This is a genomic window from Citrobacter sp. Cpa228 (genome assembly GCF_030333085.1).
Lineage (GTDB): Bacteria > Pseudomonadota > Gammaproteobacteria > Enterobacterales > Enterobacteriaceae > Citrobacter > Citrobacter pasteurii.
On record NZ_JAOWGQ010000043.1, the window covers coordinates 353,367 to 378,322 of the forward strand.

Here is a 24,956-nt window from a genome sequence, read left to right on the forward strand (position 1 = left end):
TGGGTTGAGATTTATGTAGTGTTGGGCACGCATTATATGTGCATTCTGAGCAACAAGGAATTCGGATGTGTACTAAATCACATTTTTTTCCTTTTGCTTTCACTTTATCTGTGCAGCATGAACGGCGCGATCTTATTGCAGAGTTATGGCATAATAAGCGGTTTGTCACATATTTCTTTCTCTTTCAGGATACGCCAGTGTTAGTTTCCAGCAACGTCACCATGCAGTTCGGCAGTAAGCCGCTGTTTGAAAATATTTCCGTCAAATTTGGCGGCGGCAACCGTTACGGCCTGATTGGCGCGAACGGTAGCGGTAAATCCACTTTTATGAAAATTCTCGGCGGCGACCTCGAACCGACGCTGGGCAACGTTTCCCTCGATCCGAATGAGCGCATCGGTAAGTTGCGTCAGGATCAATTCGCCTTTGAAGAATTCACCGTGCTTGACACTGTCATCATGGGTCACGGTGAACTGTGGGAAGTGAAGCAGGAGCGCGATCGCATTTATGCGCTGGCCGAGATGAGCGAAGAAGACGGCTATAAAGTGGCTGACCTCGAAGTTCAGTATGGCGAAATGGACGGCTATTCTGCGGAAGCGCGTGCGGGTGAACTGCTGCTGGGCGTCGGTATTCCGGTAGAGCAGCATTACGGCCCGATGAGTGAAGTCGCCCCCGGCTGGAAACTGCGTGTGCTTCTGGCACAGGCGCTGTTCTCTAACCCGGACATTCTGCTGCTCGACGAACCAACCAACAACCTGGATATCGACACCATCCGCTGGCTCGAGCAGACGCTCAATGAGCGTGACAGCACCATGATCATCATTTCGCACGACCGTCACTTCCTGAACATGGTCTGTACGCACATGGCGGATCTGGACTACGGCGAACTGCGTGTTTATCCGGGCAACTACGACGAATACATGACGGCGGCAACTCAGGCGCGTGAACGTCTGCTGGCCGATAACGCCAAGAAGAAAGCACAGATTGCCGATCTGCAATCCTTCGTCAGCCGCTTTAGCGCCAACGCGTCTAAATCTCGTCAGGCAACCTCTCGTGCGCGCCAGATTGATAAGATCAAGCTCGACGAAGTGAAAGCGTCCAGCCGTCAGAACCCGTTCATCCGCTTCGAACAGGATAAGAAACTGTTCCGTAACGCGCTGGAAGTGGAAGCGCTGGCGAAAGGTTTTGATGAAGGCCCGCTGTTTAAAAACTTCAACCTGCTGCTGGAAGTGGGGGAGAAGGTTGCCATCATTGGTGCCAACGGCGTGGGTAAATCCACCATGCTGAAAACGTTGGTTGGCGATTTGCGGCCGGACAACGGTACCGTGAAGTGGTCTGAAAACGCCCAGGTTGGTTACTACGCGCAGGATCATGAATACGAGTTTGAAAACGATCTGACCGTTTTCGAATGGATGAGCCAGTGGAAACAAGAAGGCGATGATGAGCAGGTTGTGCGCAGCTTCCTTGGCCGCCTGCTGTTCAGCCAGGACGATATCAAGAAACCGGCAAAAGTGCTCTCCGGTGGTGAAAAAGGACGCATGCTGTTCGGTAAGCTGATGATGCAGAAACCGAATATCCTGGTGATGGATGAACCGACCAACCACCTGGATATGGAATCTATCGAGTCGCTGAACATGGCGCTGGAAATGTATCAGGGCACGCTGATCTTTGTTTCTCACGACCGTGAGTTCGTTAGTTCCCTGGCGACCCGCGTGATTGAGATTACGCCGGAACGCGTGATCGACTTCACCGGCAACTACGAAGATTACCTGCGTAGTAAAGGTATCGAATAAGTTCCTCCCCCGCACTTTTCTGAAAAAATTTTCTGCTTATTAATCTTAGCCACAATTGTGGCTAAGATACTTTCCGTAACTATGAATACAGGGAAAGGAAATGAGTCAGATGGAACCGCTTTCTTTAGCCAATCTTAAATTAAACTTACTAAATTTAAACAACAGTAACGAGCATCCTTTCGTTTTACGTGAAGATGGCGATGATATTGTTGCATCCTGGAATATCGAAGATGCTGAGTGGGTAGATTATTTCAGCCAATACGGATTGCAAAAACAATATGAGTTAAGACTGTTTTTCAATGAAAGTAAAAAGCAGATTAGCTATCGGGAAAAAACGACCGATGTGGAATGGGATGCAGATTGGGGTGGGTTCAGATTGAGCAAATCTGTCCAAATAGGGAAACGTCTTGAGTTTTCTGCTGGGGGCTCCTGGGGTAAAAAAGAAGATGGTAGCTTCGGTAAAATTGATGGCTATAAATTTGCATCCACGGAAATTACCGACCCTGTTTTTGATATGGCTCGTGATGCTGGATGGCAGGTTCGTGGTCTGTTAGCAGACAAGAAAAAAAGGAAATTTGTTATTGCGGGAGCGGTGATTGCCGCACTGATTATTTTTATCGGCCTTGGCACTTTCCTTTTTTCCACGATGGGTGATTTGAAGGATGCTGCACGAACAGAGATAGATTTGCTCCGTAATGGACAATATGTTCAGGCTTATCAGGCAAGCTCTTCTTCTCTGCAAAGAAAAATGAACAGCGAGGATTTTAAGCTTGTAACTGAGTCTGTTCATTTTGATGATATTAGTGAATACAGTTTCGATAGTTTCAATGTAGTAAATGATGTTGGTTCTTTATCTGGAAGCGTAGAGTTTAAAAACGGAGAGTCTGGCGAGATTAACGTTACGATGCTCAAAGAACATGATAAATGGAAACTGGCAGCAGTATCAGTAGAATAAAAAAATACCCGGTTTTTATCACGTCGTGAAGAAAGCCGGGCTGTTTTAAAGATGCTGAAAGGGGACAGTTTATTCCATCCCCAGTGCGCGTTTACCGTGGATATTCAAATCCTCCAGCGTGAAGCGTCCTTCCCAGTGAGTTTCATAATCTTCTCGTGGGAAATCACCCGGCGAGGCGCCTTTTTCCAGCGCAGCTTTCACTTTGTGAGCGTAGGCCAGATTCTTTTCGCACATCGGTGCGGCAGGGATATACATCACGTTGCCCCAACCCTGTTGATTCTCAACCGGCGCAACGGAATGGATCACATCACAATGCCACCACACTGAGTCTCCGGCTTCCAGTTGTGGAATGCTGGTTAGCGCTTCAATCAGCAGCGGATGCCATTGCGCGGAAATCGGCAGCACTCTGCCGGGCGCTACGCCGCAAAGCTCATCTTCCGGCACATCGTCAAGCAATGGGCGTAACAACACATACGCCATCGCTTCAGGAATAGGAACCACGTGCAACAATCCCTGACCTGGCAGCATATCGGACAGCGCAGTCCAGCCCTGGAAGGTACGGAATACTGAACATTTGGTGGTGTTATCCACCGTGTACTCTTCTACTTCGGTGCGATGCGCAGCCTGCCATGGATCGTAATCGTCCAGCTTACCATTGAAAACATGAGCAAAGACCTGCTGATACGCAGGCAGCAGCCAGCGTTCCAGCGCGCCGGAATCCGTATGCGCCCCGAGACCTTTGGACGTCGTTCCCGGCGGGCGACGGCGGATACGGTCAGGATAGATTACGCTGACATCCGGGTTAAACCACTGTTTACCTTGACTTTCAAAGGTCCACAGGCGATTGAGGAACGACTGCGCGTTAGCCATCTCTTCACTCTGGCGGGCCTGCATTTGCGCCTGTGACCAGTAGATTGGGTAAATTTCAGGCCGTGATGCGCTCAGGGTGCCGAAGAAGTTATCGCCGGGCCCTTTGTAGACGTCATCAAAATGGTTGCGATCCAGGTAATCGAGCATCGACTGATCCCATGCCAGCGCCTGTTCGCGGGGGAAATGCCCTTTAATGACCGCGCATCCGCGACGCTTAATTTCTTCACGCTGCTCTGCGCTCACGCGACCCGCTTTGATATCTGCATAGGACAACACAGGCCATACCGGGGAACCTTGCGCTTTGAGGGCGTTGATTTCCGCCACGCGGGTGGCAATGGCATCGCTCAGTTGATTGAAGATCAACTGAACATCTCCAAGCTGTGCCCGCAGTTGCTGTTTCATCTGACGGATTGCCGCTTTGTGATCGGCGGGCAACGTGTCGCTGGTAAAAGTAAAAGCCATAACCACCTCGCATTAACTTTCATTCGAAACTGAATTTGATTGCAAATGACAATATAAGTTAAAAATTAGTTAATGCAAGTTTAAAAACCTGCTGGTGTGCGCAAAATGGAAAAAGAGTGAAAACCGGGGTAAGGGATACCCCGGCTGGCAGGATTAGACGTTAAATGGCGAAGTGTTATCCAGCACTGCCTGAATCACGTTCAGCGCCCCCTGATGGTTATTATCCTCGGTCTGATAGCGGGCAATTGATTTGATACTCTCTGCCGCATTGGCCATGGCGAAAGAGTAGTGCGCCATCTTCAGCATTTCCGCATCGTTGCCGCTATCGCCGATGGCGACGACGTTTTGTGGCGACAGGTTCCAGCGTTTTAGCAGGCGGCTGATCCCGTTGGCCTTATGTAAGCCGGGAATAATCAGGTCGATAAATCCAAAGCCGCTGGTGACGGGCTTCATAATGCCGTCGAGAGCAGTATGCAGATGATCGATAACCAGCGGGATTTGCTGATCAGGCAGATTCAGCGAGAACTTGAACAGCACATCATCAATGTCCTGATAATCCTTTACGGGTTTCAGGCGATGATAATGTTTTGCCATCAACGCGACAAAGGACTCTGGGGCATTTTCGCTGACATAGGCGCTTTGCAGTCCACAGGCCACAAAGTTGAGCTGCTTATCTTTGAGCAATTCGCCAATGACAATGCGTGATTCGTGGCGCGTAAGCTCACCGTGAAACAGTTGTTTGCCATGTTCAAACACCAGCGCCCCGTTCTCGGCGACAAAAGAGATCTCATCTTTGAGTTGCGGGAAAAAGGAGATTAGCTGGTAATACTGGTTGCCGCTGGCCACGACAAATTCAATATCTCGTTTTTTCAGTTCCTGATACTGCGCCATAAAGCGTGCACGATCGTATTGCTTGGCGTCGTCGAGAAAAGTTCCGTCCATATCAGTGACGATAACTTTGATGGTCATACTTGCTCCTGGCTCATAACTGCGACCAGAAACATTCTAATAACAATGTGACCTGTAGCACAAATTTAATTTCGAATGAAAGTAAAAAGCCGGGTAGCTGCTTCGCCTTACCCGGCTAAAGGGAGAGTATGTAGGCCCGGTAAGCGCAGCGTCACCGGGCGGGGGTTACAGCATATGTTCAGTGCGCGCGATGATATCGTCTTGCGCATCTGGGGAGAGAGCGGTGAAGAAGGCGGAATAACCTGCGACACGCACCACCAGGTCACGGTACTGATCCGGGTGTTTTTTGGCTTCCAGCAGCGTTTCACGAGAAACGATGTTGTACTGAATATGCCAACCTTTGTGCTCTTCAAAGAAGGTACGCAGCAGAATCATCAGCTTTTGTTTATCAGACTCATTTTCCAGCGTGGCCGGGTTCAGCTTCTGGTTTAACAGCACGCCGCCGAGGATCGAACCGGTAGGCAGTTTACCCACCGAGCCAATGACCGCCGTTGGGCCGAGATGGTCCGTACCGGAGGCCGGGCTGGCGCCTTCTGCCAGTGGAGTATGCGCTTTACGGCCGTCCGGCGTTGCCATGGTTGCCGCGCCGAATGGTACGTTTGCGGAGATAGACGAGGTCCCGGCGTAGTAGTTGCCGCCAACCGGACCACGGCCGTAACGCGGGTTGTGATACTGTTTCAGCTCGTTGATATAGGTCTGATAAGCGCGAGCCAGCAGCGCATCAACGCTATCGTCATCGTTGCCGTATTTTGGCGCGCCGTTGATCAGGCGTTGACGCAACTGCTCGTGGGTCAGACCATCAAAATCATCAGCCAGCGCGGCGGCCAGCTGTTGTTGGCCGATAACCCCCTGCTCGAAGACCAGTTTTTTCACTGCTGCCAGGCTGTTGCCGAGGTTGGCGATACCCACCTGCAGACCAGATACCCAGTCATACTTCACACCGCCTTGTTTAATGCTTTTCGCTCGTTCAATACAGTCATCTACCAGCGCGGAGCACAGAATATCGTGTACGTTTTCTTCCAGCATGGTGTCGACGACATACTCTATTTCGATAGATTTGCGCGTGTAGTAGCGGATCTGTGTATCCCAGGCGTCCATCACTTCATCGAAATTATTGAAGTTGCCGGCTGAGAGCGCTTTCTCCTGCGGCAGGAATACCTTGCCGCTGGTGGCATCGCGTCCGCCTTCCAGCGCCGCCAGCATCACGCGGGCAAAGTTAATAAAGCTCATGCCGGTGCAGCGGTAGCCCCATTTGCCGCCGACGGCGGTTTCGATGCAACCAATAGCCGCGTAGTCATAGGCGTCCTGCGGTTCAATGCCCAGCTTAATGAATTCAGGTATGACGATTTCGTCGTTGTTAAAGGCTGGCATCCCGAAGCCGCAGCGGATCACCTGCACGCAGGCATCCAGGAAGTCATTACTCATCCCCGCGTGATAACGCACGCTGAGGTTTGGTTGGGTAGAGCGCAGTCGGCCACAGGACTCCAGAATGGCGTAGGAAAGTGGATTGACGGCATCCATCGCCTGACCGTTGACCAGATTCTGACCACCAATGGTGACGTTCTGATACAGCGGGCTGCCCGCCGAGGCTTTCGAGTGGGAGCCGGAGCGAATTTTGTTCACTTCCAGCAATTTCAGCCAGCAGCTGTGCAACAGCTCAATGGCGTGCTCGCGGTCGAGACTCTGGTTCAGTTCTACGTCACGACGGTAGAAAGGATAGAGGTACTGATCCATACGGCCAAACGATACTGAGTGACCGTTCGATTCAATTTGCAGGATCAACTGAATGAAATAGCACAGCTGCAACGCCTGCCAGAAGGTTTTTGGCGGCTCATGGGCAATCACATCGCAGTTTTCCGCCATGGTCAGCAGTTCATCACGGCGGCTGGCGCGCGTTTCTGCGGATGCCATTGTACGCGCCAGCGCGGCAAAGCGCTCAATGTGCAGACTGACGGCCTCCAGCACAATATCAATCGCTTTCAGGAACTGATCGCCATGGAGGTCTTCCAGACAAGTCAGATCGATGCGGGAACGACGTTCATCGACTTTGTGGCGCAGGCCGTCGAGACCTTTTTCCAGCAACAGCGGGAAGTTCACCGCCAGGTGTGCGTCGCCGGAGGTCATATTACCTTCAGCTTTGATAATGCCGGTTTCCAGTAGGCCTTTTTGTTCGTCGGTAAACATACCGTAACAGCGATCCTGTACGGTCTGACCGCGCCACCATGGGCATACTTCGTGCAATACGTGCTTGTTCTCTTCGCTAACCGCGAAACCTGCGCCAGGCCTGTCGGCGAGATCGTCGATCTCTTTTTCAATCCAGGAGACGGTGTATTCCGGGAAGATTGGCGCGGCGCGTACTTCGCTTGCCTGGTTACCGATGATCAGCTCGTCATGTTTGATCCAGATAGTACGTTCCGCCAGGTGATGAGCCAGCGCCAGCGCACGGCGTACCGGGATGGGTTTATCCAGATGCTGCTGGTACATCTCGGTATAGTGCTGGGCGCGCTCGGTACAAACCGGCGGTTTCACGATGTGGATCAGAGCCGTTTTATGCGCGTTGATACGATCGCTGAGTGTGTCCAGTTTCAGAGTGGTCATGGCGATTATCCTCGTAGGGTCGCGGTTAAACCTTTAAGGCTGGCGTACTGCTGGGCAAATTCGAGCAGCGCAGGCGCATCAAGCGGTTTATCCGGGGCGTTGTAGGGTTGATTGAGTAAGTGGTATTTGTTGATGCCCAGCGTGTGGTAGGGCAAAAAATGGATCTCTCCGACGTGGAGTTCGTCGGCGGCAAAATCGGTAATGGCCTGAATAGCCGCTTCGTCAGCGTTGAATCCCTGAATCAGCGGGACGCGGATAATTATTTTTTTACCGGCTGCGGCCAGTTTTTTCAGGTTTTCCAGCACGCGAGAGGCGCTACCATCGGTCCACTGTTTAAACGGCGCGTCGGCGACATGTTTTAAATCGGCCAGGAACAGATCAACGTAGGGTAATGACGGCTCAATATACTTCCACGGAACATGCAGACAGGTCTCTACTGCCGTATGAATGCCCGCCTCGTGGCTGGCCTGGAACAATTCAGCCGCCAGCTCTGGCTGCATAAACGGTTCGCCGCCGGAAAGAGTGAGGCCCCCTCCGCTGCGGTCGTAAAACGGTTTGTCACGCAGGACGGTCGCCATGATGTCATCCACGCTTTTTATCTCCCCACAGACGGTCAGTGCCTGGGTCGGACAGCAGTGGGTCAGCGCCGTAATGGCCTCATCCGTCAGTTTTTCACGGTGAATAAGCAGACCATTCAACGCACGTTCAACCACTGCCGGTGCAGCCTGCGCGCACAGTTCGCAACCATCAAGGCACAGACGTGCGTCATAGAGCAGATCCTGCGTCCGGGCGCGGCTCTCCGGATTCTGGCACCACCGACAGCCCAGGGAACATCCCTTAAGGAACACCACGGTGCGGATACCGGGACCATCATGAGTGGAATAGCGCTGGATATTGAAAATCATAAGCGGCCTCATTTCTTTCGTATAAAGATTAAATTACTTTCGAATGAAAGTTATATTGACGTGTGTCAACTAACCGCGAGGTTTTGCCGTGCTACCTTTTATTCATGCTAATTATTCGTTTGAGGAAAGGTTATGGAACTCTATTTAGATACGTCTGATGTTGCCGCGGTAAAAGCGTTGGCGCGTGTTTTTCTGTTGGCAGGGGTGACCACTAACCCAAGCATTGTGGCGGCAGGTAAGCAGACGCTGGACGTATTACTGCCGCAACTGCAGGACGCAATGGGCGGGCAAGGGCGTCTGTTTGCTCAGGTAATGGCGACCACCGCCGAAGGGATGGTCAGCGATGCGCGTAAACTGCGGGCAATCATCACGGATATCGTGGTCAAAGTGCCGGTGACGGCAGAAGGTCTGGCGGCGATTAAATTGCTGAAAGAAGAGGGTATCCCGACGCTGGGGACTGCGGTTTACGGTGCTGCTCAGGGGCTTTTAGCTGCGCTGGCGGGGGCTGAATACGTAGCGCCATACGTTAACCGCGTAGATGCTCAGGGCGGTAACGGCATTCAGACGGTGACCGATCTGCAGGCCTTATTGAAAATGCATGCCCCGCACGCCAAAGTGCTGGCCGCCAGTTTCAAAACGCCGCGTCAGGCGCTGGATTGCCTGCTGGCAGGTTGCGAGTCCATCACGCTGCCGTTGGATGTCGCTCAGCAGATGATTAGCTCTCCAGCCGTTGATGCTGCCGTGGCGCAGTTCGAGCACGACTGGCAGAGCGCATTTGGTCGTACGTCGATCTGATGTTGTTGCCGGGTGGCGCTAACGCTTACCCGGCCTACGTTCGAGCCGTTGTAGGTCGGGTAAGGCAAAGCCGTCACCCGACTTTTTTACCGACTACAGACCTCACACCCCGGATTACGCATCAGCTTCATTTCGCGAAACTGGCAGGTCATGGCATCGTACATGACGATTTTTCCCGACGCCGGTTTACCGTAGTTTGCCAGCAGCTTAATGGCTTCCATCGCCTGTAACGATCCGATCACGCCGATCAGCGGAGCCATCACGCCAGCCTCTACGCAGGTCAGGGCGTTTTCACCGAACAGCCGGCTGAGGCAACGGTAGCAGGGCTCGCCTTCCTGATACGTAAAGACGGTAATTTGTCCTTCCATGCGAATTGCCGCACCGGAAACCAGCGGAACCCTGGCGGCAAAGCATCCTGCATTCAGCTGATTGCGGATGCTGACGTTATCCGTACAGTCCAGCACCAAATCGTGTTCGGCGATAAGCGAGTGAATCTCACTGTCGTCCAGCAGCGCATTCACTGGCGTAATGGTGATATAGGGGTTAATCCGCGCCAGGGCGTCGCGGGCGGATAGCACTTTCGGCTGTCCAACGGTAGCATCGCTGTGCAGCGTCTGGCGCTGGAGATTCGACACGGAGACCGTGTCAAAGTCGAGCAGGGTTAACTGCCCGACGCCAGCGCCCGCCAGATACTGGGTAGCCGCACAACCGAGCCCGCCCAGACCCACGACCAGAACCCGTGCTTCCTTGAGCGCCTCCTGACCTTCAAAATCGAAGCCGCGCAGAATGATTTGCCGGTTATAGCGCATCATCTCCTGGTCGCTGAGTTCTGCCATTACAGGCCTCCAAACAGGGCGTTAAACGGCTCGACCTCAACCCATTCTCCGGCTTCGACGTTACCACGGTCGCGTTCCAGCACGATAAAACAGTTGCCCAGGCTAAAGGAGCTAAAAATATGCGAGCCCTGATGTCCGGTAGTGGTGACTTCCAGTTCGCCTTCTGCGGTACGCTGTAATACACCGCGCTGAAAATCCAGACGGCCAGGCGTTTTCTTCAGGCGTGATGCGGTGCGCACGCGCTGGCGTGGCGGCAGTCCGCAGGCGGTGTTACCGCTGAGTTTCGCCAATAGCGGTTGGACCAGTTGATAAAAGGTGAGAGCCGCAGACACCGGATTACCCGGCAGGCCGCAAAACCAGCTGTTGCTCAGTTTGCCAAAGGCGAACGGTTTGCCCGGTTTGATGGCCAACTTCCAGAAGGCGATTTCTCCCAGCTCTTCCAGAATGGTTTTGGTGTAATCCGCTTCACCAACGGAAACACCACCAGAGCTGATAACGACGTCAGCCTGGCTGTCGGCTTCGATAAACGCGGCGCGCAGCGCGTTGGGATCGTCACGAATAATCCCTAAGTTGATCACCTCGCAGCCCAACTGCTGCAGCATCAGATGAACGGTCAGACGGTTAGTGTCATAAATCTGTCCGTCCCCCAGCGGCTGACCAGGTAATTGCAGTTCATCACCGGTAGAAAACAGCGCCACGCGGACTTTGCGCACAACGGGGACATCGGCAATACCGAGCGAAGCCAGCACGGGAAGCTCGGCGGTTGTCAGGCGAGTCCCGGTGGGAAACACCACCGCACCGTTTGCAATATCTTCACCGCGCAGACGAATATTTTGCCCGTTGCGGACGTCGGCGGTAAAACGCACACCGTCGTCAGTTTGTTCCGTCTGCTCCTGCATCACTACCGCTTCGCAACCGGCAGGAACCGGGGCGCCGGTCATAATACGGATGCAGGTTCCCGCAGGCCACTCGCCATTGAAGGGCTGACCGGCAAAGGCTTTACCTGCAACGGAGAGCGGCTGGCCGGATTGCAGATCGGCTAATCGCACCGCATAGCCATCCATTGCCGAGTTATCGAATCCAGGGACATCAATGGGAGAGACGATATCGGTGGTCAGAATGCGGCCAAAGCATTGAACCAGCGGTAGCGTTTCGACGGCGGTGAGCGGGGTGATACGCGAAAGCATCTGAGAGAGAGCCGTTTCAAGCGGCATCAGTCCGGCGGTAAATTCCATGAGAAGACTCCTGCGAGGCAAAATCGAATCCGCTCATTATGTCAGAAAATGGACGCGGACAGTATGCCACCTCAGACTTAGGCGCGGGCCTTTACCTTTACATGACGTCTGCATCTTTCTATATTCAAAAATCGAATCAATAAGTCACAGAAATTCTGATATTTATAACCCCGGTATCTGCCACCTGATGGACGAATAAAATGGGTAAAGCAGTCATTGCAATTCACGGCGGCGCAGGGGCTATCACCCGCGCGCAGTTGAGCCAGGAGCAAGAGTTGCGTTATATACAAGCGCTGTCGGATATCGTTGAAACCGGCCAGCGGATGCTTGAAGACGGTCGTAGCGCACTGGATGTGGTTACCGAAGCCGTACGCTTGCTGGAAGAGTGCCCTCTGTTTAACGCCGGAATTGGCGCGGTGTATACCCGTGATGAAACCCATGAGCTGGACGCCTGCGTGATGGACGGTAATACGCTGAACGCAGGCGCCGTCGCCGGGGTAAGCCATCTGCGAAACCCGATTCTTGCGGCGCGCCTGGTGTTGGAACACAGTCCCCACGTCATGATGATTGGCGAAGGGGCAGAAAATTTTGCCATTGCGCAGGGTATGGCGCGCGTTTCGGCGGATATTTTCTCGACGCCAGAACGCTATGCACAACTGCTGGCGGCGCAAGCGGTGGGCGAAACGGTGCTGGATCACAGCGCGACTCCGCTGGATGAAAACAACAAAATGGGTACCGTGGGTGCGGTTGCGCTGGATATGTTTGGCAATCTGGCGGCGGCAACATCGACCGGCGGAATGACCAACAAATTACCGGGGCGGGTGGGCGACAGTCCTTTGGTTGGCGCGGGTTGCTATGCCAACAATGCCAACGTTGCGGTTTCATGTACCGGAACCGGAGAAGTATTCATTCGCGCGCTGGCGGCCTATGACATTGCGGCGCTGATGGATTATGGCGGCCTGAGTCTGTCAGAGGCGTGCGAGCGCGTGGTGATGGAAAAGTTGCCGGCGCTGGGCGGCAGCGGTGGATTAATTGCTATCGATCATGAAGGGAATGTGGCTTTGCCGTTTAACAGCGAAGGTATGTACCGCGCATGGGGATACGCTGGTGATACGCCCACCACCGGTATTTATCGGGAAAAAGGAGATAGCGTTGCCACACAGTGATGAGCTTGATGTTAGTGACGTACTGGCCGTCAGCAACCTGAATATCGCCTTCGAACAAGAGCAGCAGCGTGTCAGCGCAGTGCGCAATCTGTCATTTCGCCTGAAGCGTGGCGAAACGCTGGCGATAGTCGGTGAGTCTGGTTCTGGTAAGTCGGTGACCGCCTTGTCGCTGATGCGTCTGATTGAACAGTCCGGCGGCGAGGTGAGCTGCGATGAAATGCTCCTCCGACGCCGTAATCGACAGGTTATTGAGCTGGGTGAACAGAGCGCATCACAAATGCGTCACGTGCGCGGTGCGGATATCGCGATGATCTTCCAGGAGCCTATGACATCGCTTAATCCGGTGTTTACCGTGGGCGAGCAAATTGCCGAGTCTATCCGCTTGCACCAGGGGGCCAGTCACGAAGAGGCGATGGTAGAAGCGAAGCGAATGCTCGATCAGGTGCGCATCCCCGAGGCGAAGGCGATTTTATCGCGTTATCCACACCAGCTTTCCGGCGGTATGCGCCAGCGGGTGATGATCGCCATGGCACTGTCGTGTCGCCCTGCGGTTTTAATTGCTGATGAGCCGACAACCGCGCTGGATGTCACCATTCAGGCGCAGATCCTGCAACTGATAAAAGTGTTGCAGCAGGATATGTCGATGGGAGTGATCTTTATTACCCACGATATGGGCGTTGTGGCGGATATTGCCGACCGCGTGCTGGTGATGTATCAGGGCGAGGCGGTAGAAACCGGCAGCGTTGAGCAGATTTTTCACGCTCCCCAGCATCCTTATACTAAAGCGCTGCTGGCAGCCGTGCCGCAGCTTGGGGCAATGAACGGGCATGAACTTCCGCGCCGTTTCCCGCTTATTTCATTACACGATCCCAGCCATGTAGAGCCACAGACCGAACAGGATACCGTGGTTGAAGGCGAGCCAATTTTGCAGGTACGTAACCTGGTGACGCGTTTTCCTCTGCGTAGCGGCATTCTAAATCGCGTGACTCGCGAGGTGCATGCAGTGGAAAACGTCAGCTTTGACCTGTGGCCGGGAGAAACGCTCTCGCTGGTGGGAGAGTCGGGCTGTGGGAAATCCACCACCGGGCGGGCGCTGTTGCGCCTGGTTGAGTCTCAGCGTGGGGAAATCATTTTCAACGGACAGCGTATTGATACTCTGGCCGCCAGCAAGTTGCAGCCGCTGCGTCGGGATATCCAGTTTATCTTCCAGGACCCTTATGCGTCGCTCGATCCGCGCCAGACGGTGGGATATTCCATTCTGGAGCCGCTACGGGTGCATGGGTTATTGCAGGGTGATGCGGGGTCAAAACGGGTTGCATGGCTGCTGGAACGCGTAGGATTGTTGCCTGAGCATGCCTGGCGCTATCCGCACGAGTTTTCCGGCGGTCAGCGTCAGCGTATCTGTATTGCACGGGCATTGGCACTCAATCCCAAAGTGATTATTGCCGATGAATCTGTCTCGGCGCTGGATGTTTCAATTCGCGGGCAAATCATCAACCTGATGCTCGACCTGCAGCGGGAAATGGGTATTGCGTACCTGTTTATTTCCCACGATATGGCGGTGGTGGAGCGGATCAGTCACCGTGTGGCGGTGATGTATCTTGGGCAAATCGTTGAGATCGGCACCCGACGGGCGGTGTTTGAAAATCCACAGCATCCCTACACCCGCAAACTGATGGCGGCAGTCCCGGTCGCTGATCCATCGCATCAAAGGCCACAGCGCGTGCTGTTGTCGGATGATATCCCCAGCAATATCCGCAAACGCGGTGAAGAAATTTCCCCCGTTTCACTACAGTTAGTTGGCCCGGGGCATTATGTTGCGCGTGGGCAACCAGAAAATGCGCTTTCGCGTTTATGACAGGCAGGCAGGGTTTAAGGAGAATAATATGACAAAAATTGTTGCTCGGAAATGGCTGGTTGCTCTGGGGGTCGCCTCTGCGCTGGCTGCATCCCCGTCCTGGGCTGCCAAAGATGTGGTGGTTGCGGTAGGGTCTAATTTCACCACGCTCGACCCTTATGATGCCAACGACACGTTGTCGCAGGCGGTAGCCAAGTCGTTTTACCAAGGGCTGTTCGGCCTTGATAAAGAGATGAAGCTGAAAAATGTGTTGGCGGAAAGCTATACCGTTTCTGATGATGGCCTGACGTACACCGTTAAACTACGACAGGGCGTGAAGTTTCAGGATGGGACTGATTTCAATGCGGCTGCGGTAAAAGCCAACCTTGATCGCGCCAGCAATCCGGAAAATCACCTTAAACGCTATAACCTGTATAAGAATATCGATAAAACCGAGGTTGTTGATCCCGCTACGGTGAAGATTACGCTGAAGCAGCCATTCTCTGCTTTTATCAATATTCTGGCGCATCCGGCTACGGCGATGATATCCCCGGCTGCGCTGGAGAAATACGGGAAAGAGATAGGTTTCCATCCGGTAGGGACGGGGCCGTATCAGCTTGAAACCTGGAATCAGACCGACTTTGTCAAAGTTAAGAAGTTCGCGGGCTACTGGCAGCAAGGGTTGCCAAAGCTTGATACGATTACCTGGCGTCCGGTAACGGACAACAACACGCGTGCGGCCATGCTACAGACCGGGGAAGCCCAGTTTGCCTTCCCGATCCCTTACGAGCAGGCGGCGTTACTGGCGAAGAACAAAAACCTGGAACTGGTCGCCAGCCCGTCTATTATGCAGCGTTATATCAGCATGAACGTCACGCAAAAACCGTTCGATAATCCGAAGGTGCGCGAGGCGTTAAATTATGCCATCAACCGTCAGGCGCTGGTGAAAGTGGCTTTTGCCGGTTACGCGACGCCGGCAACGGGCGTTCTTCCGCCATCGATAGCCTATGCGCAAAGCTACACGCCGTGGCCTTACGATCCGGCAAAGGCTCGCGAATTGCTGAAAGAAGCGGGTTATCCCAACGGCTTTACCACCACGCTGTGGTCATCCCATAACCACAGCACCGCGCAGAAAGTGCTGCAATTTACCCAGCAGCAACTGGCGCAGGTGGGCGTGAAGGCTCAGGTTACGGCGATGGATGCCGGGCAGCGAGCCGCAGAAGTCGAGGGCAAGGCGCAGAAAGATAGCGGGGTACGGATGTTCTACACCGGCTGGTCGGCGTCTACGGGAGAAGCGGACTGGGCGCTGTCGCCGCTGTTTGCGTCACAGAACTGGCCGCCAACCTTGTTTAATACCGCGTTCTACAGTAACAAGCAGGTGGACAATGATTTAACGGCGGCATTGCAAACCAACGATCCGGCGCAAAAAGCGCAGTTGTACAAAGACGCGCAGGATATTATCTGGAAAGAGTCGCCGTGGATCCCGCTGGTGGTGGAGAAACTGATCTCGGCGCACAGTACGAATTTGACCGGATTCTGGATCATGCCCGACACCGGGTTTAGTTTTGATGACGCGGATTTGAAATAAGCTATTCATTCGGCCCTGCGTGGGTGGGGCCGGCGAAGGGAGTCTGATGCTCAACTATGTTTTTAAGCGCCTGCTGGGGTTGATTCCAACGCTGTTAATTGTGGCGGTGCTGGTGTTTTTATTTGTTCACTTGCTACCCGGCGATCCGGCGCGGCTTATTGCCGGGCCGGAGGCCGATGCAGAGGTGATTGAACTGGTGCGTACGCAGTTGGGCCTGGATCAGCCGCTGCACGTTCAGTTCTGGCATTACATGACCAACGTGTTGCAAGGCGACTTCGGGACCTCGATGGTTTCTCGTCGTCCGGTTGCCGACGAGATTGCCAGCCGTTTTATGCCGTCGCTGTGGCTGACCATTGCCAGCATGGCGTGGGCGGTGTTATTTGGCATGACGGCAGGGATCATTGCCGCCGTTTGGCGCAATCGCTGGCCGGACAGATTGAGTATGACGCTGGCAGTCACCGGGATCTCTTTCCCGGCCTTTGCGCTTGGCATGCTGTTAATGCAGATCTTTTCCGTTGAGTTGGGTTGGCTACCGACCGTAGGTGCGGATACCTGGTTACACTACATTCTCCCTTCAATTACGCTAGGGGCGGCAGTGGCCGCGGTACTCGCCCGTTTTACCCGAGCCTCGTTTGTCGATGTGCTTAGCGAGGACTATATGCGTACCGCGCGGGCCAAAGGAGTGAGTGAAACCTGGGTGGTATTAAAACATGGTTTGCGTAACGCGATGATCCCGGTGGTCACCATGATGGGGCTGCAGTTTGGCTTTTTGCTGGGTGGCTCGATTGTGGTTGAGAAGGTGTTCAACTGGCCTGGACTTGGGCGATTGTTGGTCGACTCAGTTGAAATGCGCGACTACCCGGTGATTCAGGCCGAGGTGCTGCTGTTTTCCCTGGAATTTATTCTTATTAACTTAGTGGTGGATGTGCTCTATGCCGCCATTAATCCGGCTATCAGGTACAAGTAAGGATGCGATTTTTTAACTGGCGCCGACAGGCGATTTTAAATGCGATGCCCCTCGTTAAGCCAGAGCAAATACGTACGCCGTGGCATGAGTTCTGGCGTCGTTTTCGTCGTCAACATGTTGCGATGATCGCGGGGTTATTTGTGCTGGCCCTGATCCTGGTGGCCATCTTTGCCCGTTGGCTGACGCCGTTTGATGCTGAAAATTACTTCGATTACGACCGGCTGAATGACGGGCCGTCGATGCTGCACTGGTTTGGCGTTGACTCGCTTGGGCGGGATATTTTTAGCCGCGTGCTGGTTGGTGCACAAATTTCGCTGGCGGCCGGAGTCTTTGCCGTCTTTATAGGCGCGGCGATTGGCACGGTACTGGGTCTGCTGGCTGGATATTACGAAGGCTGGTGGGATCGGCTGATTATGCGTATCTGTGACGTACTGTTCGCCTTTCCCGGCATTCTGCTGGCAATAGCCGTGGTCGCCGTGCTGGGCAGTGGGATTGCGAATGTGATTATTGCGGTTGCGGTGTTTTCCATTCCGGCTTTTGCGCGACTGGTTCGTGGCAATACGTTGGTTCTCAAGCAACAAACATTTATTGAGTCAGCACGCAGCATTGGTGCCAGTGACGCGACCATTATCTTTAACCATATTTTGCCGGGTACGGTCTCTTCAATCGTGGTTTTTTTCACCATGCGTATCGGGACGTCAATCATTTCTGCCGCCAGTCTGTCCTTCCTCGGTTTAGGCGCGCAGCCGCCGACGCCGGAATGGGGGGCCATGCTCAATGAAGCGCGGGCTGATATGGTGATCGCACCGCACGTGGCGATTTTCCCGGCGGTGGCGATATTCCTGACGGTGCTGGCGTTTAACCTGCTGGGGGATGGGTTGCGCGACGCGCTGGATCCAAAAATTAAAGGGTGAACCGTAGGCCTGATAAGACGCTTCAGCGTCGCCATCAGGCATTGCCGGATGCGGCGTAAAGCCTTATCCGGCCTACGGTTGAGTTACGCTTATTAAACGCGCGTGCCCCACAGATCGTATTCATCTGCGTTTTCGACTTTCACGCGGAGGATATCGCCAGGCTTCACGTTGGTTTCGCCATTGAGGTACACCGCACCGTCGATTTCAGGGGCATCAGCCATACTGCGACCAATCGCGCCTTCTTCGTCAACTTCATCAACAATGACCAGAATCTCGCGGCCGACTTTCTCCTGCAAACGTTCAGCAGAGATCTGCTGCTGCAGCTGCATAAAGCGATTCCAGCGTTCTTCTTTTACCTCTTCCGGGATTTGATCCGGCAGCTCATTGGCTCCCGCACCTTCTACCGGGCTGTATTTAAAGCAGCCGACGCGGTCCAGACGTGCTTCTTTCAGGAAGTCGAGCAGCATCTGGAAGTCTTCTTCGGTTTCGCCCGGGAAGCCAACAATAAACGTTGAACGCAGGGTCAGTTCAGGACAGATTTCACGCCACTGTTTAATACGTGCCAGCTGTCGGTCCACAGAACCCGGGCGTTTCATTAGTTTCAGAATACGTGGGCTGGCATGCTGCAGTGGGATATCCAGATACGGCAGGATTTTCCCTTCCGCCATCAGCGGGATCACATCATCTACGTGCGGATACGGGTAGACGTAGTGCAGGCGGGTCCAGATCCCCAGTTTTGACAACTGTTCGCACAGATCAACCATGCTGGTTTTAACCGGCTCGCCGTTATGGAAACCGGTACGATGCTTCACATCCACACCGTAAGCAGAAGTATCCTGGGAGATCACCAGAATCTCTTTCACGCCCGCATCGACCAGACGTTTAGCCTCGCTGAGAACATCGCCAATCGGACGGCTCACCAGATCGCCACGCATCGACGGAATAATACAGAACGTGCAGCGGTGGTTACAGCCTTCAGATATCTTCAGATAGGCATAATGGCGCGGCGTCAGTTTGACGCCCTGCTCAGGAACCAGACTCAGGAACGGGTTGTGCTTTGGTTTGGGAACGTAGTGGTGAACGTGTTCCAGAACCTGCTCATAGCTATGCGGCCCGGTGATTTCCAGCACTTTCGGGTGGACTTCACGGATCTGATCGACTTTCGCGCCCAGACAACCGGTGACGATCACTTTGCCGTTTTCGTTCAGCGCTTCGCCAATTGCTTCCAGAGACTCCTGGACCGCGCTGTCGATAAAACCGCAGGTGTTAACGATGACCATATCCGCGTCGTCGTAGCTTGGCACGACATCATAGCCTTCGGTACGAAGTTCGGTCAGGATGCGTTCAGAATCGACAAGGTTTTTCGGGCAGCCGAGGGAGACAAAGCCGATTTTCGGCTGGTGGGTTACATTGCTCATAGCGTAAAAAGTGTTCAGTTATTGGAATATTCAGGGCAGGGATTCTACAGAGTTCTGAACAAAAATTGTATCGCAATCTCATACCATCAGCGGCCTGCCCGGCGCGGAATTAAAGATTATTTGTAAATTATGTTAATTTTAGGTGATGGATTGATCCTGAACACGACTTTGTTCAAAAATTAACCATACTATTAAGTTGCACCATAGTTGGAAAGAGGAGGAACAAAGTATGGTTGTTGACAGACTGAGAACCGATCTTCTCAACAAATTGATAAACGCCCGTATCGAACTTGCCGCTTATCTGCTGTTGAGAAAGGCGAAAGGCTACATGTCAGTCAGCGAGAGCGATCGTCTGCGTGATAATTTTTTTGCACTGAATCGCGAATTGCACGAGCAATCACAGCTTCACGGTATGCATCTTGATCAGGAAGAGTGGAATGCCTTTCATCGTGCTGAAGGGGCGTTAGCCGCCGCCGCTGTTTGTCTTATGAGTGGACACCATGATTGTCCAACGTTTATCGCCGTTAACGCAGAGAAACTGGCAAACTGCCTGACAACGCTGACGCTGAGTATCCAGAGCCTGGAATCTTACCCAACGCTGGAACACGTCTGAATCAGGGGGAGGGCGCTCCCCCTTTTCGTTAAGATTATGTAAATATGACGAGATAATTCCCCTTGCTGGCTACGCTTTATGCAGAGCCATTAAGGAGGTGTTATGCGTCGACTCTTGCTCTGTGCTATCTCCCTTGCGCTATTTTCCACTTATGCCGCCGCGGTAAAGGTGGAAGTGCTGCAAACCAAACTCGATCACCCATGGTCGCTGGCTTTTTTACCCGATAATCGCGGTATGCTCATTACGCTTAAAGGCGGTCAGCTTCGACTCTGGCAGCCAGGGAAGGGGCTTTCCGACCCGCTGACCGGCGTACCCAAAGTCTGGGCGAATGGTCAGGGGGGACTGCTTGATGTGGCGTTGGCACCGGATTTTGCTCAATCCCGCCGGGTGTGGCTAAGCTTCGCGGAAGCTGACAGGGAAGGCAACGCCGGCACGGCGGTAGGTTTCGCACGACTGAGCGACGATCTCAAACATTTGCAAGGGTTTCAGACCGTTTTTCGCCAACAGCCGAAGCTCTCTACCGGAAACCATTTTGGTGGACGTATGGTGTTTGATGGCAACGGCTATCTGTTTATTGGCCTTGGTGAGAATAACCAACGTTCAACCGCTCAGGATCTGGATAAGTTGCAGGGTAAGGTCGTACGGCTGACCGACGAGGGAAAAATTCCACCGGATAATCCGTTTGTGAGTAAAACGGGCGCGCGGGCAGAGATTTGGTCGTATGGCATCCGCAACCCGCAGGGGATGGCGATGAACCCCTGGAGCGATACGCTGTGGCTCAATGAGCATGGCCCACGCGGGGGGGATGAAATTAATATCCCGGAGAAAGGGAAAAACTACGGCTGGCCGCTCGCGACCTGGGGCGTTAACTACAGTGGACTTAAAATTCCTGAAGCAAAAGGCCAGATTGTTGCGGGTACGGAACAACCTATCTTTTACTGGGAAAAGTCACCGGCGGTCAGCGGAATGGCTTTTTATAATAGCGATACCTTCCCGCAATGGCGGCAGAAGTTGTTCGTCGGCGCGTTGAAAGATAAAGAAGTTATCGTACTGAGCGTTAAAGGGAATGCCGTCGCCGAAGAGGGGCGTCTGTTGCAGGAAAGGGGGCAGAGGATCCGCGATGTGCGCGTCGGACCAGACGGTTATTTGTATGTATTAACCGACGAGTCCGACGGGGAATTGCTGAAAGTGAGTCCCTGACAGGATTAGCTGACCGGGATCATCACGACTTTCTGGAATGCCGGGCGCTCGGTGAGCTGTTGGTACCAACGTTCCAGGTGAGGGCGCGGCGTCCAGCTCAGGCCGACATTAAACAGGTTATAGATGAACGGTGCGACGGCGATATCGGCAGTGCCAAATTCAGCTCCGGAGAACCATGGCTGATCCGCCAGCGCGTTGTCCAGTATGGCAAACAGGTTATCGCAGACCTTAGCACCGGCCTCAATGGCCGCCATGTCACGTTTCTCCGCCGGGGTTCTGACCAGACCAAATAAGATAACCCGATGTGCAGGGCTCAGCGTCTGGTTAGCCCAGTCCATCCATTTTTCGCCCTCGGCGCGTTTCGCCGGGGCGTCAACCCACAGTCGTTTTTGCCCGTACTGGGCCGCGAGGTAGCGGACAATGGTATTGGATTCCCACAGCAATACATCTGTTTCGTCATCGCGTAGCAGTGGAACCAGCCCGTTAGGATTCATCGCCAGATAGTCTGCATCATGATTTACGCCATGCTGTCCGCCAGCCAGAATTTGGCTGTATGGCAGTTCCAGTTCTTCGAGTGTCCACAATACTTTTTTTACGTTGGTCGAATTATTGCGACCCCATAGTGTAATCATAGTAACCCCGCAAATTAATTGAGCAGCTTTATGGCTGCATTCTCTATTTGACTCGCTCACATGGTGGGGTAAACCTAATATTTACGCAACAAGGCGCAAAAAAATCGTGATGAGAGCAGCGCAGCGCTGCGTTATTGCATAAACTTTAAAAACTTTACCAACTTACGGTTTCTTTAAGCTCGTTAGTGCGTTATTACTCACCGCACTTATTTTACACGTCATCCATCAGAACTTTTCTGTATGGTTGGCTGAGGCAACTTAGCCGGTTTTGTGTAAACACGGTGTGGTATGACGTGGTTTTTGGAATGGATACTCGGGTGGCATTTATGACGCAATACTTCTCTTCCCTACGCAGCCTTGCTGCAGGTTCAGCACTCTTAATCCTTTTTGCGCCGACCGTACAGGCGGCGGAACAACCAACGGCTCCGCCGAGCGTTGACGCACGTGCGTGGATCTTAATGGATTACGCCAGCGGCAAAGTGCTGGCGGAAGGTAATGCCGATGAGAAACTGGATCCCGCCAGTCTGACCAAGATTATGACCAGCTATGTGGTCGGTCAGGCGCTAAAAGCCGGGAAAATTAATCTGAATGACATGGTTACCGTCGGGAAAGATGCCTGGGCGACCGGGAATCCGGCTCTGCGCGGCTCTTCGGTCATGTTCCTCAAACCTGGCGATCAGGTTGCGGTGTCCGATCTAAACAAAGGCGTTATCATTCAGTCTGGTAACGATGCCTGTATCGCGCTGGCTGATTATGTTGCTGGCAGCCAGGAATCCTTTATCGGTCTGATGAACGGCTACGCGAAAAAACTGGGGCTGACCAACACCACTTTCCAGACGGTGCATGGCCTGGATGCGGCAGGACAGTTCAGTACCGCGCGTGATATGGCGCTGCTCGGGAAGGCATTAATCCACGATGTACCGGAAGAGTATGCTATCCACAAAGAGAAAGAATTCACCTTTAATAAAATCCGTCAGCCGAACCGTAACCGTCTGTTGTGGAGTACCAATCTGAACGTGGACGGTATGAAAACGGGTACTACCGCCGGTGCGGGGTACAACCTGGTGGCTTCCGCGACCCAGGGCGATATGCGCCTGATCTCCGTGGTGTTGGGGGCGAAAACTGACCGCATCCGTTTTAATGAGTCAGAAAAGCTGCTGACCTGGGGCTTCCGTTTCTTTGAAACCGTCACGCCAATCAAGCCGGATGCCACTTTCGTGACCCAGCGCGTCTGGTTTGGTGATAAGAGCGAAGTGAATTTGGGCGCAGGGGAAGGCGGCTCAGTGACCATCCCGCGTGGTCAACTCAAAAACCTGAAGGCCAGCTTTACCCTGACCGAACCCCAGTTAACTGCGCCGCTGAAGAAAGGCCAGGTTGTGGGGACTATCGACTTCCAGTTGAACGGGAAATCCATCGAGCAGCGCCCGTTGATGGTGATGGAAGATGTGGAAGAGGGCGGTTTCTTTAGCCGCATGTGGGATTTTGTGATGATGAAATTCCACCAGTGGTTTGGCGGCTGGTTCTCTTAATCACACCGATTGCCGGATGACGCTATCGCCATCCGGCAACATCGTTTAATACATCAGCTTTATACGTTGCGCTTTAGCGTACTCAACAAACGCATCATCAGGGCGGCTGTCGCTGATGATGGTATCAAAACGTTTTACCTCACCCATCCTCGCCGGACGCACCTTACCAAACTTACTGTGATCGACAACCAGAACGTGATGCTGCGCCATCGACATCGCCCAGTGTTTCACCGGCAGCTCTTCCAGGTTAAAACAGGTCGCGCCTTTCTCAATATGAACACCCGCTGCGGAATAAAAGGCGATATCCGGGCACAGATTGTTCAGTGTTTCCTGAAAATCGAGCGGTTTGAAAATAGCGTTGCTGGCATGGAATTCGCCACCACACAGAATGACGCGGCACTGCGGTTTTTCCTGCAGCACCAGAAATGTATTTAGTGAGTAGCAGATTGCGGTAAAAGGCAATTCATTGTCGATAGCTTCAATGATCCACGGCGTTGTTGTTCCGCAGTCGAAGAAAACGGTCTGATGCGCCTGGACGAGGCTGGCTGCCTGCTGCGCTGCCCGGCGTTTTTCATCAACCAGGCGGGATTTTTGATCGCTGATTAAATAGTGGCTGGCGCTACGGGGTTCCAGAACAATATAGCCCCCAAGCAATACGACCGGGGCCGTGTTATTATTCAGATCGCGACGAATGGTCATTTCTGATACACCCAGCAGTGTCGCGGCTTCTTTAAGGTGTAATTTATCGCAGCGTTTTAGCGCCTGCAGTAATTGACCAATACGCTCGTCGCGTCGAGTTTCCATAGTTCCCCTGGAGAGTAGAATACGTGCTCAGTTTCGCGCTTAATACTACTCTCTTTACCGTGGGTTAGTCACGTACCCAGCCTTTACGAATAGGCAGGGCGAAGCAAGTGCGATAGCAGGTCTGCAAACCGTGGTACAGGGTTGTGCCGAATCGTTGCCAGATCATCTGGGCGCTTAGGCAGCCGATCAGACCTGCCAGTAACCCCCCCAGCATATCCAGCGGCCAGTGTACGCCAAGGTAAACCCGCGACCAGGCAATCGCCACGGCAACGACCATCAGCAGCGCTCCGGACCACAGGCGGTGCCAGAACAGGAAGGCCAACGCAAAGGTAAAGATAACCGTACCGTGGTCGCTCGGGAAAGAGTCATCTGCAGCATGGTGCAGGAAGTTGTAGCCGATATGATTGACGAATGGCCGGTCGTGAGGGAATAAATGTCCCATGAGCCATGAAATGGTCAGGCCGACTGCCAGCGCAATCGCCATTTTTATGACCAACTGGCGCTGGATGGTCACATGGTTTTTCGGCCCCCAAAGCCAGAGAATGATCGCCAGTAGCGGTACGATGCTAATCAGATCTTTGGCAATAAAAATGGCGAGCGAGATCGTCCATTGCGCAGAGTCCGGCGTGGCGTTGATCAGGTAAAAAAGCGAGTTGTTCAGATTTTCCAGCATAACATCCAGACTCAATGTAATCGTTAAAAAGGCCCATATTGGGGATCATAAAATTGCTTTCAGGCGATAAAAAGCGGTCTTGTCCTATTTGTCTGTTAACTGACTCTTTTTAAGACAATTAATGAGGCTTATTGAGCATGATAGCGGTCTCAACTTAAATTAACCTTAAAACAAAAAGCTATCGTGCAATTGAGTGTAAA

21 protein-coding genes are annotated in these 24,956 nt (G+C 53.2%); 11 read left to right on the forward strand and 10 right to left on the reverse strand.

The genetic code is table 11. The features are described from left to right. Nucleotides 1-197 precede the first annotated feature (197 nt). Together OGX91_RS10975 and OGX91_RS10980 are read left to right on the forward strand one after the other, a co-directional pair. Nucleotides 198-1,790, forward strand: a complete 1,593-nt coding sequence (locus tag OGX91_RS10975; RefSeq protein ID WP_005123661.1) for an ABC-F family ATPase — start codon at nt 198-200, stop codon at nt 1,788-1,790. A gap of 100 nt (nt 1,791-1,890) precedes the next feature. Next, entirely contained in the window at nt 1,891-2,745 is an 855-nt protein-coding gene (locus OGX91_RS10980) for a hypothetical protein (RefSeq protein ID WP_223236841.1), read from the forward strand. A 69-nt stretch (nt 2,746-2,814) separates the two neighbouring features. Here OGX91_RS10980 and OGX91_RS10985 read toward each other — a convergent pair whose 3' ends face one another. The 4 genes from OGX91_RS10985 to OGX91_RS11000 all read right to left on the reverse strand — a co-directional run bounded on the left by OGX91_RS10985 (nt 2,815) and on the right by OGX91_RS11000 (nt 8,549). Next, nucleotides 2,815-4,077, reverse strand: coding sequence for a DUF1479 domain-containing protein (locus OGX91_RS10985; RefSeq protein WP_286626233.1), 1,263 nt, complete (start codon nt 4,075-4,077; stop codon nt 2,815-2,817). 153 nt (nt 4,078-4,230) lie between these two features. Beyond that, nucleotides 4,231-5,046, reverse strand: coding sequence for a Cof-type HAD-IIB family hydrolase (locus tag OGX91_RS10990; protein ID WP_286626234.1), 816 nt, complete (start codon nt 5,044-5,046; stop codon nt 4,231-4,233). A gap of 165 nt (nt 5,047-5,211) precedes the next feature. Next, complete coding sequence (locus OGX91_RS10995; RefSeq protein ID WP_286626235.1) at nt 5,212-7,644, reverse strand: glycyl radical protein; 2,433 nt, start codon at nt 7,642-7,644, stop codon at nt 5,212-5,214. Between the two features lie 5 nt (nt 7,645-7,649). Then, on the reverse strand, nt 7,650-8,549 hold the full coding sequence (locus tag OGX91_RS11000; RefSeq protein ID WP_149692127.1) for a glycyl-radical enzyme activating protein: 900 nt from the start codon (nt 8,547-8,549) through the stop codon (nt 7,650-7,652). 132 nt (nt 8,550-8,681) lie between these two features. On the opposite strand from OGX91_RS11000, the gene fsa reads away from it, so the two are divergent. Then, entirely contained in the window at nt 8,682-9,344 is a 663-nt protein-coding gene (gene fsa / locus OGX91_RS11005; protein ID WP_286626238.1) for a fructose-6-phosphate aldolase, read from the forward strand. Nucleotides 9,345-9,430: 86 nt separating this feature from the next. Here the strand turns inward: fsa and moeB are convergent, their stop codons facing one another. Both moeB and moeA read right to left on the reverse strand, forming a co-directional pair. Further along, nucleotides 9,431-10,180 (reverse strand): molybdopterin-synthase adenylyltransferase MoeB, encoded by a 750-nt coding sequence (gene moeB, locus OGX91_RS11010; protein WP_155020854.1) that lies wholly within the window; start codon nt 10,178-10,180, stop codon nt 9,431-9,433. After that, a complete protein-coding gene (gene moeA / locus OGX91_RS11015; protein WP_286626239.1) occupies nt 10,180-11,415 on the reverse strand; it encodes a molybdopterin molybdotransferase MoeA in 1,236 nt (411 codons plus the stop codon). Before moeA ends, moeB begins: the two co-directional genes overlap by 1 nt. Nucleotides 11,416-11,615: 200 nt before the next feature. On the opposite strand from moeA, the gene iaaA reads away from it, so the two are divergent. The 5 genes from iaaA to gsiD are packed head-to-tail and all read left to right on the forward strand — an operon-like array spanning nt 11,616 to nt 17,887. Continuing rightward, a complete protein-coding gene (iaaA, locus tag OGX91_RS11020) occupies nt 11,616-12,581 on the forward strand; it encodes a beta-aspartyl-peptidase (protein ID WP_286626240.1) in 966 nt (321 codons plus the stop codon). After that, complete coding sequence (gene gsiA, locus OGX91_RS11025) at nt 12,568-14,439, forward strand: glutathione ABC transporter ATP-binding protein GsiA (protein ID WP_199947319.1); 1,872 nt, start codon at nt 12,568-12,570, stop codon at nt 14,437-14,439. Before iaaA ends, gsiA begins: the two co-directional genes overlap by 14 nt. A 28-nt stretch (nt 14,440-14,467) precedes the next feature. Then, nucleotides 14,468-16,006, forward strand: coding sequence for a glutathione ABC transporter substrate-binding protein GsiB (gsiB, locus tag OGX91_RS11030; RefSeq protein WP_005123644.1), 1,539 nt, complete (start codon nt 14,468-14,470; stop codon nt 16,004-16,006). A 46-nt stretch (nt 16,007-16,052) separates the two neighbouring features. Further along, nucleotides 16,053-16,973: a glutathione ABC transporter permease GsiC gene (gsiC, locus tag OGX91_RS11035; protein ID WP_005123643.1), complete on the forward strand. Its 921-nt coding sequence runs from the start codon at nt 16,053-16,055 to the stop codon at nt 16,971-16,973. Between the two features lie 2 nt (nt 16,974-16,975). After that, nucleotides 16,976-17,887: a glutathione ABC transporter permease GsiD gene (gsiD, locus tag OGX91_RS11040; RefSeq protein ID WP_005123642.1), complete on the forward strand. Its 912-nt coding sequence runs from the start codon at nt 16,976-16,978 to the stop codon at nt 17,885-17,887. Nucleotides 17,888-17,979: 92 nt separating this feature from the next. Here gsiD and rimO read toward each other — a convergent pair whose 3' ends face one another. Further along, nucleotides 17,980-19,305, reverse strand: coding sequence for a 30S ribosomal protein S12 methylthiotransferase RimO (gene rimO / locus OGX91_RS11045; RefSeq protein ID WP_040230451.1), 1,326 nt, complete (start codon nt 19,303-19,305; stop codon nt 17,980-17,982). A gap of 229 nt (nt 19,306-19,534) precedes the next feature. Here rimO and bssR point away from each other — a divergent pair, with 229 nt between their 5' ends. Together bssR and OGX91_RS11055 are read left to right on the forward strand one after the other, a co-directional pair. Continuing rightward, a complete protein-coding gene (gene bssR / locus OGX91_RS11050) occupies nt 19,535-19,918 on the forward strand; it encodes a biofilm formation regulator BssR (protein ID WP_005123637.1) in 384 nt (127 codons plus the stop codon). Nucleotides 19,919-20,020: 102 nt separating this feature from the next. Continuing rightward, nucleotides 20,021-21,118: a PQQ-dependent sugar dehydrogenase gene (locus tag OGX91_RS11055; protein WP_286626244.1), complete on the forward strand. Its 1,098-nt coding sequence runs from the start codon at nt 20,021-20,023 to the stop codon at nt 21,116-21,118. 5 nt (nt 21,119-21,123) lie between these two features. Here the strand turns inward: OGX91_RS11055 and OGX91_RS11060 are convergent, their stop codons facing one another. After that, nucleotides 21,124-21,750, reverse strand: a complete 627-nt coding sequence (locus tag OGX91_RS11060; RefSeq protein ID WP_040230455.1) for a glutathione S-transferase family protein — start codon at nt 21,748-21,750, stop codon at nt 21,124-21,126. Nucleotides 21,751-22,076: 326 nt separating this feature from the next. Between OGX91_RS11060 and dacC the strand changes: the two genes are divergently transcribed. After that, nucleotides 22,077-23,279, forward strand: coding sequence for a serine-type D-Ala-D-Ala carboxypeptidase (dacC, locus tag OGX91_RS11065; protein WP_005123632.1), 1,203 nt, complete (start codon nt 22,077-22,079; stop codon nt 23,277-23,279). 45 nt (nt 23,280-23,324) lie between these two features. On the opposite strand, the gene deoR is transcribed toward dacC, so the two are convergent. Beyond that, entirely contained in the window at nt 23,325-24,083 is a 759-nt protein-coding gene (deoR, locus tag OGX91_RS11070) for a DNA-binding transcriptional repressor DeoR (protein ID WP_286626246.1), read from the reverse strand. Nucleotides 24,084-24,147: 64 nt separating this feature from the next. Further along, nucleotides 24,148-24,756, reverse strand: coding sequence for an undecaprenyl-diphosphate phosphatase (gene ybjG, locus OGX91_RS11075; protein ID WP_005123628.1), 609 nt, complete (start codon nt 24,754-24,756; stop codon nt 24,148-24,150). Nucleotides 24,757-24,956 lie beyond the last annotated feature (200 nt).